Source organism: Vibrio sp. THAF190c (assembly GCF_009363355.1).
Taxonomy (GTDB): domain Bacteria; phylum Pseudomonadota; class Gammaproteobacteria; order Enterobacterales; family Vibrionaceae; genus Vibrio; species Vibrio fortis_A.
In genome coordinates, this window is record NZ_CP045340.1 from 1 (window position 1) to 14671 (window position 14671).

At 45.1% G+C, this 14671-nt stretch carries 15 protein-coding genes; 10 read left to right on the forward strand and 5 right to left on the reverse strand.

From position 1 onward, the window contains the following. Positions 1-52: 52 nt before the first annotated feature. The gene (locus FIV04_RS22630) at positions 53-1354 is read right to left on the reverse strand and encodes a serine hydrolase (protein WP_152470703.1); all 1302 of its coding nucleotides are present in this window, start codon (positions 1352-1354) and stop codon (positions 53-55) included. A 105-nt stretch (positions 1355-1459) separates the two neighbouring features. Between FIV04_RS22630 and FIV04_RS22635 the strand changes: the two genes are divergently transcribed. The 3 genes from FIV04_RS22635 (at position 1460) to FIV04_RS22645 (ending at position 3885) form a co-directional block, all read left to right on the forward strand. After that, the gene (locus FIV04_RS22635; protein WP_152470704.1) at positions 1460-2362 is read left to right on the forward strand and encodes a LysR family transcriptional regulator; all 903 of its coding nucleotides are present in this window, start codon (positions 1460-1462) and stop codon (positions 2360-2362) included. Beyond that, positions 2356-3054, forward strand: coding sequence for an IclR family transcriptional regulator (locus FIV04_RS22640; protein ID WP_152470705.1), 699 nt, complete (start codon positions 2356-2358; stop codon positions 3052-3054). Before FIV04_RS22635 ends, FIV04_RS22640 begins: the two co-directional genes overlap by 7 nt. A gap of 141 nt (positions 3055-3195) precedes the next feature. Further along, positions 3196-3885 (forward strand): SDR family oxidoreductase, encoded by a 690-nt coding sequence (locus tag FIV04_RS22645; protein WP_152470706.1) that lies wholly within the window; start codon positions 3196-3198, stop codon positions 3883-3885. A gap of 81 nt (positions 3886-3966) precedes the next feature. Here FIV04_RS22645 and FIV04_RS22650 read toward each other — a convergent pair whose 3' ends face one another. Beyond that, on the reverse strand, positions 3967-6123 hold the full coding sequence (locus FIV04_RS22650; protein ID WP_152470707.1) for a TonB-dependent receptor: 2157 nt from the start codon (positions 6121-6123) through the stop codon (positions 3967-3969). A 140-nt stretch (positions 6124-6263) separates the two neighbouring features. Between FIV04_RS22650 and FIV04_RS22655 the strand changes: the two genes are divergently transcribed. The 5 genes from FIV04_RS22655 to FIV04_RS22675 are packed head-to-tail and all read left to right on the forward strand — an operon-like array spanning position 6264 to position 10833. Beyond that, on the forward strand, positions 6264-7220 hold the full coding sequence (locus tag FIV04_RS22655) for an ABC transporter substrate-binding protein (RefSeq protein ID WP_152470708.1): 957 nt from the start codon (positions 6264-6266) through the stop codon (positions 7218-7220). After that, complete coding sequence (locus tag FIV04_RS22660) at positions 7204-8193, forward strand: iron ABC transporter permease (RefSeq protein ID WP_152470709.1); 990 nt, start codon at positions 7204-7206, stop codon at positions 8191-8193. Before FIV04_RS22655 ends, FIV04_RS22660 begins: the two co-directional genes overlap by 17 nt. Continuing rightward, on the forward strand, positions 8190-9152 hold the full coding sequence (locus tag FIV04_RS22665) for an iron ABC transporter permease (RefSeq protein ID WP_152470710.1): 963 nt from the start codon (positions 8190-8192) through the stop codon (positions 9150-9152). Before FIV04_RS22660 ends, FIV04_RS22665 begins: the two co-directional genes overlap by 4 nt. Then, positions 9152-9970, forward strand: a complete 819-nt coding sequence (locus FIV04_RS22670) for an ABC transporter ATP-binding protein (RefSeq protein ID WP_152470711.1) — start codon at positions 9152-9154, stop codon at positions 9968-9970. Before FIV04_RS22665 ends, FIV04_RS22670 begins: the two co-directional genes overlap by 1 nt. Then, positions 9970-10833, forward strand: a complete 864-nt coding sequence (locus FIV04_RS22675; RefSeq protein ID WP_152470712.1) for a (2Fe-2S)-binding protein — start codon at positions 9970-9972, stop codon at positions 10831-10833. The genes FIV04_RS22670 and FIV04_RS22675 overlap by 1 nt, the downstream gene beginning before the upstream one ends. A 66-nt stretch (positions 10834-10899) precedes the next feature. Here the strand turns inward: FIV04_RS22675 and FIV04_RS22680 are convergent, their stop codons facing one another. After that, on the reverse strand, positions 10900-11595 hold the full coding sequence (locus FIV04_RS22680; RefSeq protein ID WP_152470713.1) for a pirin family protein: 696 nt from the start codon (positions 11593-11595) through the stop codon (positions 10900-10902). Positions 11596-11621: 26 nt separating this feature from the next. Beyond that, positions 11622-12065 (reverse strand): DoxX family protein, encoded by a 444-nt coding sequence (locus FIV04_RS22685; protein ID WP_152470714.1) that lies wholly within the window; start codon positions 12063-12065, stop codon positions 11622-11624. Positions 12066-12364: 299 nt separating this feature from the next. Here FIV04_RS22685 and FIV04_RS22690 point away from each other — a divergent pair, with 299 nt between their 5' ends. Next, a complete protein-coding gene (locus FIV04_RS22690; RefSeq protein WP_152470715.1) occupies positions 12365-12856 on the forward strand; it encodes a VOC family protein in 492 nt (163 codons plus the stop codon). A 124-nt stretch (positions 12857-12980) separates the two neighbouring features. On the opposite strand, the gene FIV04_RS22695 is transcribed toward FIV04_RS22690, so the two are convergent. Continuing rightward, on the reverse strand, positions 12981-14003 hold the full coding sequence (locus FIV04_RS22695; protein ID WP_152470716.1) for an ornithine cyclodeaminase: 1023 nt from the start codon (positions 14001-14003) through the stop codon (positions 12981-12983). A 169-nt stretch (positions 14004-14172) separates the two neighbouring features. Here FIV04_RS22695 and FIV04_RS22700 point away from each other — a divergent pair, with 169 nt between their 5' ends. Continuing rightward, positions 14173-14601 carry an Lrp/AsnC family transcriptional regulator gene (locus tag FIV04_RS22700; RefSeq protein WP_152470717.1) on the forward strand — a complete coding sequence of 143 codons (429 nt, stop codon included), beginning with the start codon at positions 14173-14175 and terminating at the stop codon, positions 14599-14601. The last annotated feature ends 70 nt before the right edge of the window (positions 14602-14671 follow it).

Here is a 14671-nt window from a genome sequence, read left to right on the forward strand (position 1 = left end):
TTCATCTGATAGAAATAAGGCGCTCCTCTGAACGCCTTATGCAGTTGGTTAATTAAAGAGAGTTTGCCAAAGACTCAAATGCATCCAGCCGAATCTTGGAAGTCTCCCTTGCTGCATTGGAAGCACTGTTGGCAGAAGAGAACGTCGCTATAACAACATTTTTATCTTGGTTGATGTAAAGGAACTGACCAAATACACCTCGGTAGGTCGCGATATTTTTCTCAGAGTCGTGCACCCACAAGAAGTTCTTGTATCCCTCTAGATGAGAGTCATACACTGCGCCCTCTTTCTTTTTGTAGATACTGTTGTTTGTGGCTTTTCTATCTTGCTCATCAACATTAAACGAATCTTTCACCCACTTCTCGGAAAATACTTGCTCGCCGTTGTATTGCCCATTGTTGACCATGGCCAAACCCACACGGGCAAAGTCGCGCAATGTTGTGTTGAATCCACCGGTTGCGATTGGGTTATAGCCGATGTCAGCCATAAAGAAGGCATCATGCTCAGTGCCCAGCTTGTTCCAAATGTTGTCAGCGATGAATTTGTTCAGTGGCTGACCCGATACTCGCGCAATCACCCACCCGATAACATCCACATTTGGGCTGTGATATTCAAAGGTGTTGTTGATTGGTAAATCTTCAGACTGTTCAAACATACCTGCGAAGCTGAGTAAATCTCGCGGCGTGTCATCTTTGGTTGGGTCGATAGCCATCAAGTCATACCCGGGCACAAACCCTAAGCGGCGGAAATATTCATAATGCACCTCGCCTGGTGCGATGTTGACGTAGTCTTCACGGTAGTTGAGCGCAGATGTCATATTCAGAACGGTGCGCAGTGACTGTTCACCAAAGTGAGTGCCGGCAAGCTCGGTTACATATTTGCTCACCTTCTCATTCACATCGACTTTACCTTGCTCTACTAATAAGCCCAGCGCTTGGCCAACAAGAGATTTAGTACTCGACGCCCAAAGGTGTTTGTCTCTATGGCCAAAATCACCAAAGTACTCCTCATGTAGGACTTTGCCATCTTTAATAACGATATACCCATCAGTGAAGTCATTGATCATCGCGTCTCGAAAAGTGTATTCGGTTTCGCCGTACTTAAACTTATGCTCAACAATTTCAGGCCTTAAATTCTGTGGGAGTTCACTAATCGCACCGTCTCGCGGAACCATCACCACCGGGTGAATACCCATATTTTGAAACGACCAATGATTATATGGATGCTCTGTGTAATTGCTCAATGTCACTTGCTCGGCAGGCTTTGCAGGTACTGTCGACATGGGTTTGATTTCTGCAACCGCTCCGATAGAGAAAGTGCTCGCAATAACGGCAGTAAGTAATGATGGTTTCATATTCAAACTCTCCAAGAATAGTCTTTGTGTACGCAGCAAGAATATCGTGATAATTTCGAACATATAAATCCATAATGTACGCCCTAAGCGTACAAAGGTGAGTTCATGATCTCGATTGAGCAAGTTACCTGTTTCACTACTGTTTACGAACTTCAGAGCTATAGCGCGGCGAGCGTTCAACTCAACAAAGCTCGCTCTACAGTGCGTGAGCGTATTAATACATTGGAAGATTTAATGGGGGTTGAGCTTTTCACTATTGAAGGTAAGAAAGCACAGCCTACAAGTATTGCTCATCGGCTTTACCCTCGCGCTCGCTTGCTGGCTCGTCAATCGTTAGAATTTGAAAATATTGCCTTCTCAGCTTACAAAGGCGAATTAAGTCGAATCAGCATCTACCATGACTCTTCAACGCCAGTTCAACTACTCTCACTCATTGATAGTAGCGTTAAACAAAAGCACAACGAGATAGCGATTGATTGGTTGCAGAAGGATCGAAATGAGAGCTTAAAACGTGTCGAACACGGAGACGCATTTATCGCGATCATGCCCGGGCTTGGTAATCTCCACCCTACTTCAGGGGTGGGTAACATCAACTTGGGGACTTGTGAACTGGGTCTGTTTACATCACAAAGCTCCTTTCTACCCGATGGCCCTCTATCGATAGCAGAACTAAGTGTTGAGCTTCAACTTATCACTGAAAATGATCGTTCAAATGGGCTACGGCACACTAACGTTAGTTGTCATAGCGAGATAGTCTCTAGCAAAACACTGCTCATAGAGAAACTAAAACAATCAGGCTGGACAGTATCCACAAAAGCTGACATGCAACCCTACATTGATAAGGGGGAGATCAGACAGCTGAGTATCATTGAGGCACCTGAGTTGATTAGGCAAGATTGCGTTTTGTTTTATAACCTCTCTTCTGAGGCCTCTGAATTAGAGTCAGATATCATCGCTACGATAGCGCAAATCGCGAAGAACTACCTGAAAGGACAAATCATATCGTGAGTAATACACGCAACATTCAGTCAGTAGAGCGAACTTTCTTGATACTTGAGGCTTTATCGCTCAGCTCAACAGAGTTATCCCTTCAAGAGATCAGTGTACGTGTGGGACTTAACAAAACCACAGCGCATGGCTTACTCGCGACACTACACTCGCTCGGTTATGTCACCAAAAGCAAAGCGGGTTACAGTTTAGGTTTACGCTTTAGAGAGCTTTCAAAGCCATTGGAACAGAAAGACGAAGCGATCCGTTCACACTTCTATCCTTTAATTGAGCGTATGGCACAAATGACAGATAACACTGCTTATCTCGCTGTGCAAAGTGGCGCGCAAGAGTATCTGTACATCGATTCCGTTGAAAAGAGCAACCCTTTAACCATTCGCAGTCCCCGTGGTAAACGAGAAGGGCTCATATCATCAGCAATAGGAAAGGTATTCCTAACGTTCGACGAGTCTCTACTTCGTCAGCTAAGACTCAAAGGGCAGATATCGTCACAACTAGAGGCAGAGTTAAAAGAGGTCAAAAAGCGGGGCTTCGCACTCGACTTAGAGCAAGCTGAACCAAATCTGCACTGTCTGGCAATTCCTTTATATCAAGAAGGCGAATTAGTTGCTGTAGCGGGAGTCAGTGGTAACGCTAAGGAACTCAACCTTTCTCGTTTGGAGCACTTCGCCAAGCTGTTTCTAAGTAAATGATCAAGGTAAAGACGGTCTAACTCGTTTACCTCATCCATTCGACATTGTCGAATATACTGCCTTTAGTTATTGCTTTTATGCCTGTTGATATCGAGGTCCAATAAAATAATCGACATCAAAGTAATCAACCGAGGATAAGAAATGTCGACTGTTTTAATTACTGGCGCGAATCGTGGTCTAGGACTGGAATTTGTACAACAGTATCTAAACAAAGGATGGGATGTTATTGCCACCTGTCGTTCACCAGAGAGTGCTAAGACTTTAGTTGAGCTGTCACACACGGCCAACGTTGAACTGATGAAACTCGATGTGACAACAGAAGAAGATATCATTCAGTTGGGTAAATCTCTCGAAGGTAGAGCCATTGACCACTTAATTCTCAATGCTGGCGTATTGGGAGAGAACTGCTCAACACTTGGCGAAATGACACAATCCAAATGGCTAGAAGTGTTGAATGTTAACACCGTCGCCCCTGCACTGATCATTCAAGCATTGAGAAACAATGTCGCTTCAAGCGAGCTAAAAACCATCGTAGGAATTTCCAGCCGAGTGGCCAGTATTGGCGACAACGGTTCTGGCAACATGTATAGCTACAGAACGTCTAAAGCTGCGCTCAATCAGATCCTAGTCTCCGCAGCGAGAAACCTTGCAGAGTACGGAGTAAAAACACTCGCGGTACATCCTGGTTGGGTTCAAACGGACATGGGTGGAACAGATGCTACGTTCACTCCTCAAGAGAGTGTCTCAGGGATTATCGCTCTTGCGGAGTCCCTACCGTTCGAAGAGTCTGGTAGTTTCAAAGTATTCGATGGCTCAGAGGTTGAATGGTAATCCTCTAACCTTTTTAAACGAAAACAGCCCCAAGCTATTCAGTTAAGGGGCTGTTTGTTGTGTCGATTAAACGCGAGAGCGTTAGTACTTTACTTCGTAGTTTAAGTGGAAACGACGCCCAGGAGCATTGTAGTAACGGTTTGCGTGAGCGTCTGCTTGTGCGTATGGCGTTACGTACTCTTCGTTAAGCAAATTCTCAATAGCAAAGCTAACAGTACCAAATGGTAAGTCGTAATCCATACCGGTGTTAACCACAACAAAACTATCTACTGGCGCATCGGCACCCGAAGTAATTTTGTCTGATTCATCACGAGAACCAGAGTACACGATGGTCATGTTATAGCGACCCAACTCATGAGCATCGTACATAAACATAGAGGTCACTTTCAAAGGTGAAATACGAGTGCCATCTAGCGGCTCCCAACCACTATTTTCATTCAGCTTACGCTCACCTTCTTGCCAAGATACCGTGCTCTCATTGCGAAGACCTCGAGTGAAGTTATAGCCCAATGTCGCTTCCGCACCCCACACCTTTTCTGGTGCACGAGTACTTTCTAGTGAACCATCATCAGTTTGGCTTAACGTTGCACCAAGGTCAGATTCACTATAGAACGCCGCTAATGAGTAGTCAGCTTCCGAAACTAGACCGCGAACACCCACTTCGTAGTTATCTGTAACAATGGGTTTAATCGCTCCGTCTACGCTAGTAATCGGATTTGTCGCGCTGCCGCCATCACGAATATCACGAAGAGCCTCATTGGTCGACATACCTTGAGCATAAGAAGCAAATAGTTGGTGATTATCTGTCAAGTAGTGGGTAATTCCGATGTTAAATAAGAATTCATCAAAAGAAGGGTTGCCACCTTCGACCTCATTACCAGCAGTGCCATTGTATGTATTGCCAACAATAAAATCATCGACACTCAAACGAACGTACTCGTAACGTAAACCGTAAGAGAGTGATGTATCAGCGGTAATGTCACTAACAAATTGAGCAAATGGTGCAATCGCAAATTGTTCAACATCTGGAGTGTTGTTAACATAACCAACACTGTTTGGCTGTTTGAAGCTTTGTTGTTCTAAATCTAAACCCCATGTCACCCAAGCCCAGTCAACATCACTGCTTACATTCACTTTCATGCCATAGCGATCAAAGTCAGTTTCATTATGGCCGTAAGCGACTGGTACTGCAGGATCTGTGTAATCCTTCATACCGAACGTATAAGTTTCAGTATCTTGCGTCATCCAGTAGCCCGTTACATCGAGCATGCCCAAAGAGAAACCTAAGTCTTGATAGCGAGCTTGGTAGTTCGCAAAGGTACGAGTCACCTCATTTGGTGAAGCGCCTGCGGCTTTCGCGGCTTCGTGGTCATAACCATAGCCGGCACCACAATGAACAGCTTGAGCAGGAACACCATTATCAGGGTCTGCGCCAGTCGGACACCAACCATCATTATCGGTAATATTGCGAATACCAAAAGTAAGAGTCAACGAACGATCTTCATCAATGTTACGATTCCAGACACCATTAAAATTAATGTTATCCATATCGTCTTCATTATTAATAGATGGTAGGCGATCGCCGTTTGCACCGTAACTACCGCCACGTTGCTCATACCCTAAGCCCATGCGCCACTGATCCTGCGCATCACCACCTTGAGCTTCTTGATAAACATTCCAGGTAAATGCGTCACTGCCAAACTCTTGGAAGCTCGTACCAACTTTTGTGCGGTATTCAACCTCACCTTCTTCAGGCATTTTGGTAATAACATTGATAATGCCGCCCTGCGCGCCAAGGCCGTACACTGCAGAACCACCACGAATAACTTCGATTCGCTCCACGTTTTCTGGGTCAATTGACGAGAGCTCTTGACCAAAGTCCAGGAAACCATTGTTTTGAGCCACACCATCAATAAGTAGCAGAACACGACGACCACGAATCTGATTTTGACCCTTACTACTTAAGTTACCGTGAATAGATGTTCCCATGCCTGGAACAAGAGTTGATAGCACGTCGTTAATACTGCGGCTTTGTTTCAATTGAGTCGACAATTGCTCTTTGTCGATCACCGTGACCGAGCGTGGTACGTCATTTAAAGTCTGTTGACTACGGCTCGCCGTAACAACAATAGTTTCCATTTCTTTAACTTCAGAGCTTTCTTGAGCAATAACTGAGAAAGTTGACACTGAAAGAACACTAGCCACTGCAAAATGCAGCTTGTTTTGTTTAAATTTCATCGAATACCACTACCTATATAAATCGAAGATATTTTTACACAAAGCTTATTAAACCGACGTTATTGAGGGCTTTGCCAATGCGTGGTAGTCTAGCACGCATGTAAATAATGTAAATATCAACAATTATCATTTACCATCTCATGAACATTAATAAATCCACAGATAAATTCATAAAATCAATATTATTTGGGGTACTTATTTGCAAATCCTGGCCAGCTCTATCAAACCCTAACGATGACTTAGGTCAACATATTAAACAGGCTGAATACAATCACTTCCCACGAGTCGCAAGTGTTTCAAATTTTGGCGCTGAACTGCTACTTGCTCTCGGTGAAAAGCCAGTCGCTTTGTCTGACTTCCCTCAAGGACAACCTGAATATTTAGATACTCTGGATGACATCCCAACACTAGGGAATCGCTCAAGAACCAGTTTTGAGGCTCTATATAACGCTCAACCTGATCTCGTCATTGGGTTAAGTCGAATGCTGGCGCCTTACCATCAGAGATATACAGAAATTGCCCCATCATATGGATTCGACTTAATTACATTAGAAGATGGTTACTCGGCGGTAGAAAAAGCGAGCTATGCACTCGGGAGAGCCGAACAAGGGAAAAAACTCAATCAATGTTTTGATCATTTTATCTCTGATTTGCAAAATCAAATCGGAAACAAAAAACTATCAGGGTTGTTTCTGACTAGCGCCGGTGTAACTCCACGAGCTTATTACTCGCACTTTGGTGCAGTGTCTCTCATGGAAGAACTAAATATAAAAAGTGCTAGCGGAGCCTCTCCCTACTCCAGCAAAACGCCATTTTCCGGGCAAATAGGTTTGGAATGGCTTGCACAATTAGACCCTGACATCATCTTCATCTATGAAACCGCCAAGCCTCAATTTACAGACTCAAAAATCTGGCACAGTCTCAAGGCGGTTAAAAATAACCGAGTCTACAAAGTATCAATGAGCTGGCGAGAGCCCGAGGGACCCATTTCTCGCATTTGGGTGACTATGGATATTGCACATAAGGCCTATCCAGAGCTGTTCGATGCACCTACAACCGAGCGTGTATATGAGGTGTTGAATGAATCTTGCTCTTAATCCAACAACTTCAATTTTTGGCACGATTAAGTGCATTGCGACTGTGTTTGCGTTTGTTGTAATCGTTTTACTCTCTTTAAGCACAGGTATTTACCAGTTCAGCTTTAACGACCTTATCGCTTTTATTACCGATACTAGCTCAAGCAAAGAAGCGCTCGTCTTTTGGGAACTGCGATTACCAAGAACGCTTATCGCCTTATTTGGCGGCGCAGCTCTGGCAGTTTCTGGGTACCTAATGCAAGACATTGTGCGCAATCCGCTGGCTTCACCAAACCTTACTGGTGTTATGTCGGGAGCCGCATTAAGCGTATTATGCGCGACTATGTTTTTATTGCCGTTACCGCCGCTATTTTGGGGCGTTCTCGGCGGCCTACTTGGCGGTGCGATTACGTTATCAATCAGTTGGAAAAACGGCGTTACCCCTGCTCGCCTTGCATTGGCTGGCATTTCGGTGAGTGCTTTTTGCCAAGCCGCGGTGACTTATATCCTTCTTTCAGACCGAGTAGACAGTGAAGCCCTGTTCTTTTGGCTAACTGGCAGTAATGCCGGTGCAAACTGGGAGGTATTCACTCCGCTTGTTTACACTGTCATCCCATTATTTGTCCTTCTGGCTATCACCCATCGTCAGCGCGCTTACTTGCTGCTTGATGACACCGTCGCTCGCGGGCTTGGCATTGCGATTAACCAATATCGCCTTGTGTTTGGAATCATCTCAGTGGTCCTGACTGCGGTTTCAGTTGGTGCCTTTGGCCCTGTCGGTTTTGTTGGATTGGTTGCCCCGCATGTTGCACGAATGATGGGTTTAGGGCTTGGTGGTGCATGCTTGATTGGCTCAGCACTTGTTACAGCGGCAGATTTATTAGCGCGTACTCTACTCATGCCATTAGAAATTCCTATTGGCGTGATTACCGCACTCATTGGCGCACCATGGTTTCTGACTCTGATCATCAAAAAGCTAAAGGGACACTCATGATACGTCGTAGTTTAATCCCAGTAATGGTCGCCCTAATTCTTGCGCCAATAGCTTTTATCTTACAAAGCGAAGAGCTACGCCAGTCAGGTGCTCTATTCATCGCCCAAGGAACCTACCATCCATTTTGGTCACTCACATTGCCACGCTTTTTACTCGCGTTAATGGCGGGCATGATGCTGGCAATTTCTGGTTACCTTCTTCAAACCACGCTCAAGAACCCACTTGCTGACAGCGGCATTCTAGGCGTGAATGCCGGTGCATCACTTGGTGCGGTTTGTGCCATTCTTCTGCCCTCATGGTTTGGATGGGAGATATCGGTCGAGAAAGCACTGCTTCTGTTTGCTATGGCTGGCGGATTGCTAAGTGCCATTCCAGTATTGATTGCGAGTCGGCTGGGCAATGCAAGCCTAACCTTGTTAACCGGTGTTGCTATTACGGCGATTCTTAGCGCAGCAAGTTCAGCGCTTATTTTTACGATCGGTCAGGGCAAAACAGACATCGCATTGCAATGGATGGCGGGTGGCATGTACGGTCGAGGTTGGGAGCAAGTCTCTTACCTATTACCTTGGTTCTTGGGCTGCATCGTGTTTGTCGCTCTGGTTTATATCCCGCTGAAATGGGTTCGTTATGATGACTCGGTACTACGAGGCATTGGCATCAATGGCGCACTGCTACGAGTGGGTCTACTAATTGGGACGGTGTTGATTACAGTACCAGCCGTATCTGCCGTTGGCCCAATAGGCTTTATTGGCTTAGTTGTACCCCATGTTGCTCGTCTTCTTTGTGGAAACCATCCGCTTTCTAGCATCATTACCACACTCATTTTAGGCTCTACGTTCTTGGCGCTATCTGACTTCTTAGCACGTCACTTGCTGTATCCAACCGAAATTCCAGCAGGTGTTATCACGGCACTGTGCGGCGTACCCTTTTTCTTATTCTTGTTAAGGAAGCACTCATAATGACTCTGTCAAACCAACCAAAAACCTTATCTGGGTTAGAAGGTCAGTCGTTAACGTCTGGTTATAACGACACGATGATCCTTAATGATGTAAATATTCGCCTAAAAGAAGGTAAGGTCACTGCATTCATTGGCCCTAACGGCTGTGGCAAGAGTACCTTAATGAAAACACTGACCGGTGCAATCAAAGCGAAAACCGGCAATGTGAATTTCAAAGGGAAGCCTCTGAATCAATGGAAACTCAAAGAGCTAGCAAAGCACATTGCGATCTTGCCCCAGCACCCGACAGCCCCTGAAGGCGTGCTGGTTGAACAGTTGGTGGCGCTTGGTCGTGTTGCTCATAAGAAATGGTATCAAGGTAACAGTGAAAGAGATCAGCAAGTGATTTTGGAGTCCCTTGCCTCAGTTGGTCTTCATGGTTACGAGAAGCGTGACGTCAACTCGCTCTCTGGTGGCGAACGACAACGTGTTTGGCTCGCAATGTGTTTGGCTCAAGAAGCGCAATGGTTATTGCTTGATGAACCTACAAGCTATCTTGATCTCGGCCACCAGCTAGAGCTTCTAGAGGTTCTGGATAAGTTGAATAAAGAACGAGGGCTTACCATCGTTTATGTACTTCATGAATTGAGCCAAGCCGCGCAGTTCTGTGATGAATTAGTACTGATGAAAAAAGGCCAGATTCTCAACCAAGGCGCGCCACTTGACGTATTAACCGATGAGACCCTGAAATCGGTCTTTAAAGTCGATGGAACAATGGAAGTGATTAATGGCTTCACCTACTGTCTCCCAAAATCGTATGTTCGTGAGGAAGCGATCTAATGGAAAGAATACAACAACAATTTCTACCACTGATTGAATTGCCACAAGATGCCAATACGCTAACACTTAAGCAGCAACAAGCTATCTTGCATAAGCACGAACCATTCTTGCGTTTAACCGTGACTTCTCACCCAGTAGGAATCAAAGGTCGTGATTGGTTTGAGACCGAGTTTTCTGAAACACTGCATGCTTACGCGGAGTCACTAGAGGCAAAATTGCCATTCAGCACACCGGTATGGCACAAAACGTTTAATGCGATTCTGTTCTCTTCACTGGTCGCTATGCGTGTGGTGTTCAACCGTGTACCAAGACTCTCTTTGGACAATATCTATATTTCAGTTGCTGATGACCACCGCATCGACAAGGTCGAAATCTTAGATTCGACACCTTGCTTCAGCTTGGATGATTGTGGGGAAAAAATGGCTTCACAGGAAGCGCTTGACGATAAGTTGGTGGAAACCATTCTCGCGCTTTCTGCTTCATTGTCGGATAAGTTTAAGAAGCACAAAGTAAACCCGCGAGTGTTTTGGGGCAACATCCTTTATGCCTGTAACATCAGCTTCTCAAAGCTTGCAAACCAGCCTCTTGATGAGAAGACACATCTGATAGATGAAACTGTTGTTTCTCAGTGGCAGCACAATCTATACAACAAAGTGTTACCGAAAGGTGGTGAGCTAAACGAAATCAAGAAAGTGACGTTCAATGGCTTCCAAAAGATCTATACCCGCAGAGAAACCTGCTGCTTGAAGTATAAATTGGATGGTAAGAATAAATGCGCGACCTGTAATTTGCATGATGAAGAAACTCAGCAACTACTGATGCTAGATAAACTCAAGAAAGCGATCGAGCAAACAGGAAGTTAAGGACTTATGTCGCCTAGAAAAGCAAAAAGCGACCTAATTTAAATAGGCCGCTTCATTTCTTCTTCGTTATGGCAGATCAAACACCAGTGCCGTTACTGACTCGCTTGATTGGTTAGCAAAATTTAACTGGTTCTGAGCTTCAACTTTAGCGCCGTCTCCTGCATCGAGAAGTACGTCATCAACCAATAGCTGCCCAGTGACCTGATGAACATACACATTCCGGTCATTAATAATCGGTAACTCAATACTCTGCCCAGGTTCTAGGATAAGCTGGTGCAATGTAGCATCTTGTTTTATGTGCAGGGTGCCATTACGACCATCGGGTGTCGCTATCGCCGTAAGGCCAGTGTTGGTACCGAAATCTTTCTGTTGGTAACCCGGCTTACTGCCAACAGTATTTGGTTGTATCCAAATTTGTAGGAATTTTAAGTCCTCACTCTGAGAACCGTTGTACTCACTGTGATAAATACCACTCCCGGCAGACATGAGTTGGAACTCTCCAGCAGGTAGCGTTTGTACATTACCTTCGCTATCTTTGTGCTCAATCACACCCTCTAGGACGTAACTAATGATCTCCATGTCACGGTGTCCATGAGTATCGAAGCCCGCGCCCGGCTTGACTAGGTCATCATTGATCACACGCAATGCCGAAAACCCCATGTGTTTCGGATCGTAGTAGTGACCAAATGAGAATGTATGTTTGCTATCTAACCAACCGAAATTTGCTGTTCCTCGATCGTTTGCATGACGTAGTGTGATCATAATGATTCCCCCCTTCAGCTAGCGGTTTAAGCCAGCTTTTTAGCTATAGTTTCGTCAATCGCTGCTTTTCCTGCTCCTGAGAACGCCAAAGACACACTCGCGGCTAGTAGCGCTAAACCAAACTCGTAGCCATTGTTTGACATGAAAAGGCCGTTTTCAAAATGAACCGCAAAAATAGCAACTAACATCGTTACCGCTAGCGAAGCCGCGGCTGGGCGTGTAAGTAACCCAAGAAGAATAAACAGACCACCGAAAAACTCTGCGCTTCCCGCTAACAAGGCCATCAACACTCCAGGGCCAAGACCAATTGATGCCATCCATTGTCCAGTGCCCTCAAGGCCATAACCACCAAACCAGCCAAACAGTTTCTGAGCGCCGTGTGCCATAAAGATAATGCCAACTGGTACTCGAAGTGCCAATGCACCAAAGCCAGCGTTTGATTGTGCGAGTTTTTGAATTAATGCTTTCATCGTCTTGTCCTTAAAGTTGTTCGTTTAATATGAGGTCGATTAACTGTTTACCCTCAGCTGTTGGTAAACAGTCTAGGTGGCACTGCCAACAGAAAGAATCCGACAGTTTTGATGCATTAATTCGAATTTTTCGAACAAGATTTATTGAACTATTTCTCCAATCACGATAATAACAAAAAATTATTATTAATATAAATTATGATAATTTCATTTAATCAACCTAACATCCTATTATTCTCTCCATCGAAGCGAAACGCTGAAAACAAGACAATTTATCTAGACAGATTTTGGAGCAGAATATGAAAATGAATCACGTTGGAATCATGGTTGGCGATATGGACAAAGCGGTAGAGTTCTACACGAAAGCGCTAGGTCTTCGCGTTGTAATGAACAACACTAAAGTGATGGAAGAGCGTGAGTCAGCAATTGGTCGTATGTGTATTGCTGTGTTTGGTGAAGGTTTCAAAGGTTTCAACATTGCTCACCTAGTAACATCAGATGGTATTGGCATTGAGCTATTCGAGATGGTTGACCGTGAAGAGCGTCATAACGTTGACTTCTCTCGTCTAGGTATCTTCCACTTCTGTTTGCAGCTACCAAAAGAGCAGTTTGAATCGGCAATCAAGCGAGTTGAAGAGTTTGGCGGTAAAGTACGTATGGACATCATGCGCTACCACCCAGAAGACGATTCTAAGCAAGCACAAATGGTTTACCTAGAAGACCCGTTTGGTAACTTATTTGAATTCTACTCGCACTCTTACGAAGACACATACGCTTCTGACTACGAGTAATTCTTTCACTCGGAAATAAGCAAGTTTTCAACGCCCATTAGCCGTTAGTGCTAATGGGCATTTTCTTTCTATGGCACTTTAACCCGCCAACAACAGCGCCAATCTAAATACGCCAGGTTACGAGTTATTGCGTCGCTTTCATCAGACCAAACAGATCTTTAGGATTACTCATACGTGGCACTAATTCTATTGTCTCACCAAAGCCGAGCTGAGTAGCAAGGTCGTAAATATAACGCAGCACTGAAAGGTCTTCGAGGGCAAAGCCAACCGAATCAAAGATGGTGACTTGCTGTTCACTTTCTCGTCCAATGCTCTTACCCGCAATCACTTCCCATAGTGGGTAAACAGGGTGCTGATCTGGCAACTGTTGGATATCCCCTTCAACACGAGTTTGCGGCTCATGCTCTATAAAGATTTTGCCACCAAGTAACACATCAAGATGCAACTCGGTTTTACCCGGACAATCCCCGCCCACGCCATTGATATGCATGCCCGGCTCAACCATATCAGGCGTCAAGATAGTTGCATACGCCTTATCCGCGGTCACCGTTGTGACAATATCAGCACCGCGCACGCACGACTTTGCGCTGTCCGCTTTGATCACCTTTAGATCAGGGTAAGCCTCAAGATGCGCAGCTAGCTTATCCATCGCATCGGAATCGATGTCGAAGATTCGTAGCTCTTTAATGCCTAGAATGGCATGAAATGCGATGGCCTGAAACTCGCTTTGCGCGCCGCAGCCAATCATCCCCATCGACTGGCTATCTTTTCTTGCCAATGCCTTAGCCGCCATTACAGAAGTGACCGCTGTACGTAGAGCCGTCGAGATAGTCAGTTCGGTTAACAGGCGCGGATAGCCAGTCGCCACCTCCGACAATGCACCAAACGCCATTACCGTCGAGAGGCCTTGATTTGGGTTGGATGGATGACCATTCACATATTTAAAGCCATATAGATTATGGTCTGCGACTGGCATTAATTCGATAACCCCAACCTCGCTGTGCGCTGCGGTTCGAGCCGACTTATCAAACTCTGGCCAACGACAGAAATCTTGTTCCATATATCCAAGTAAATCAGCCATGAAAGTATCGGCACCTTGCGCATTCACTAGGCGACCTAGCGCCTGTACATCCAAAAATAGTGTCATCCAACAGCTCCTCAATCTCATATTATTCAAATGCATACTGCGAATGGAAATAGTCTAGACGCGACTTGAGCCAACAAAAAGACAGAAAAGTGTACAAATATTTATCTAAAACTGGCATTTTGTTATCTTCATTTATCAATATGTCATTAAAAACTATTCAGGAGAAAGTGTGAGCAACCTAGACGACAAGGACCGCGAGTTGATCGCTCTGCTAAGAAAAGACGCACGTATGCCAGTAGTTAATCTCGCCAAGCAGCTCAAGGTATCACGCGCTACAGTACAAAACCGGATCAACAAGCTGGAGAAGTTAGGCGTGATCCTCGGCTATACCGTCAAACTTAGTGAAGATACTGAGCAGAGTCAGGTAGAAGCGATTATCAGTATTTGTGTAGCAGCAAAAGATGAGAACAATGTACTTAAGAACCTGCAGAGTTTTCCTGAGGTATTAAGCGTGTATCACACGAATGGAAAGTGGGACCTGATAGCCAATCTGCGCAGCCCAAACCTTTCAATGTTGGGTGGCGTGCTAGGCCGAATACGCTCTATCGAGGGCATTGAGCAGACCGAAGCTAATTTGCTGATAAACAAAATTTTCTGATGGGAATAGTCGTTAGCCCTGAAGAGGAAAAACAACGTGACTAATGACTATTGGGCGTCAGAAACTTGCT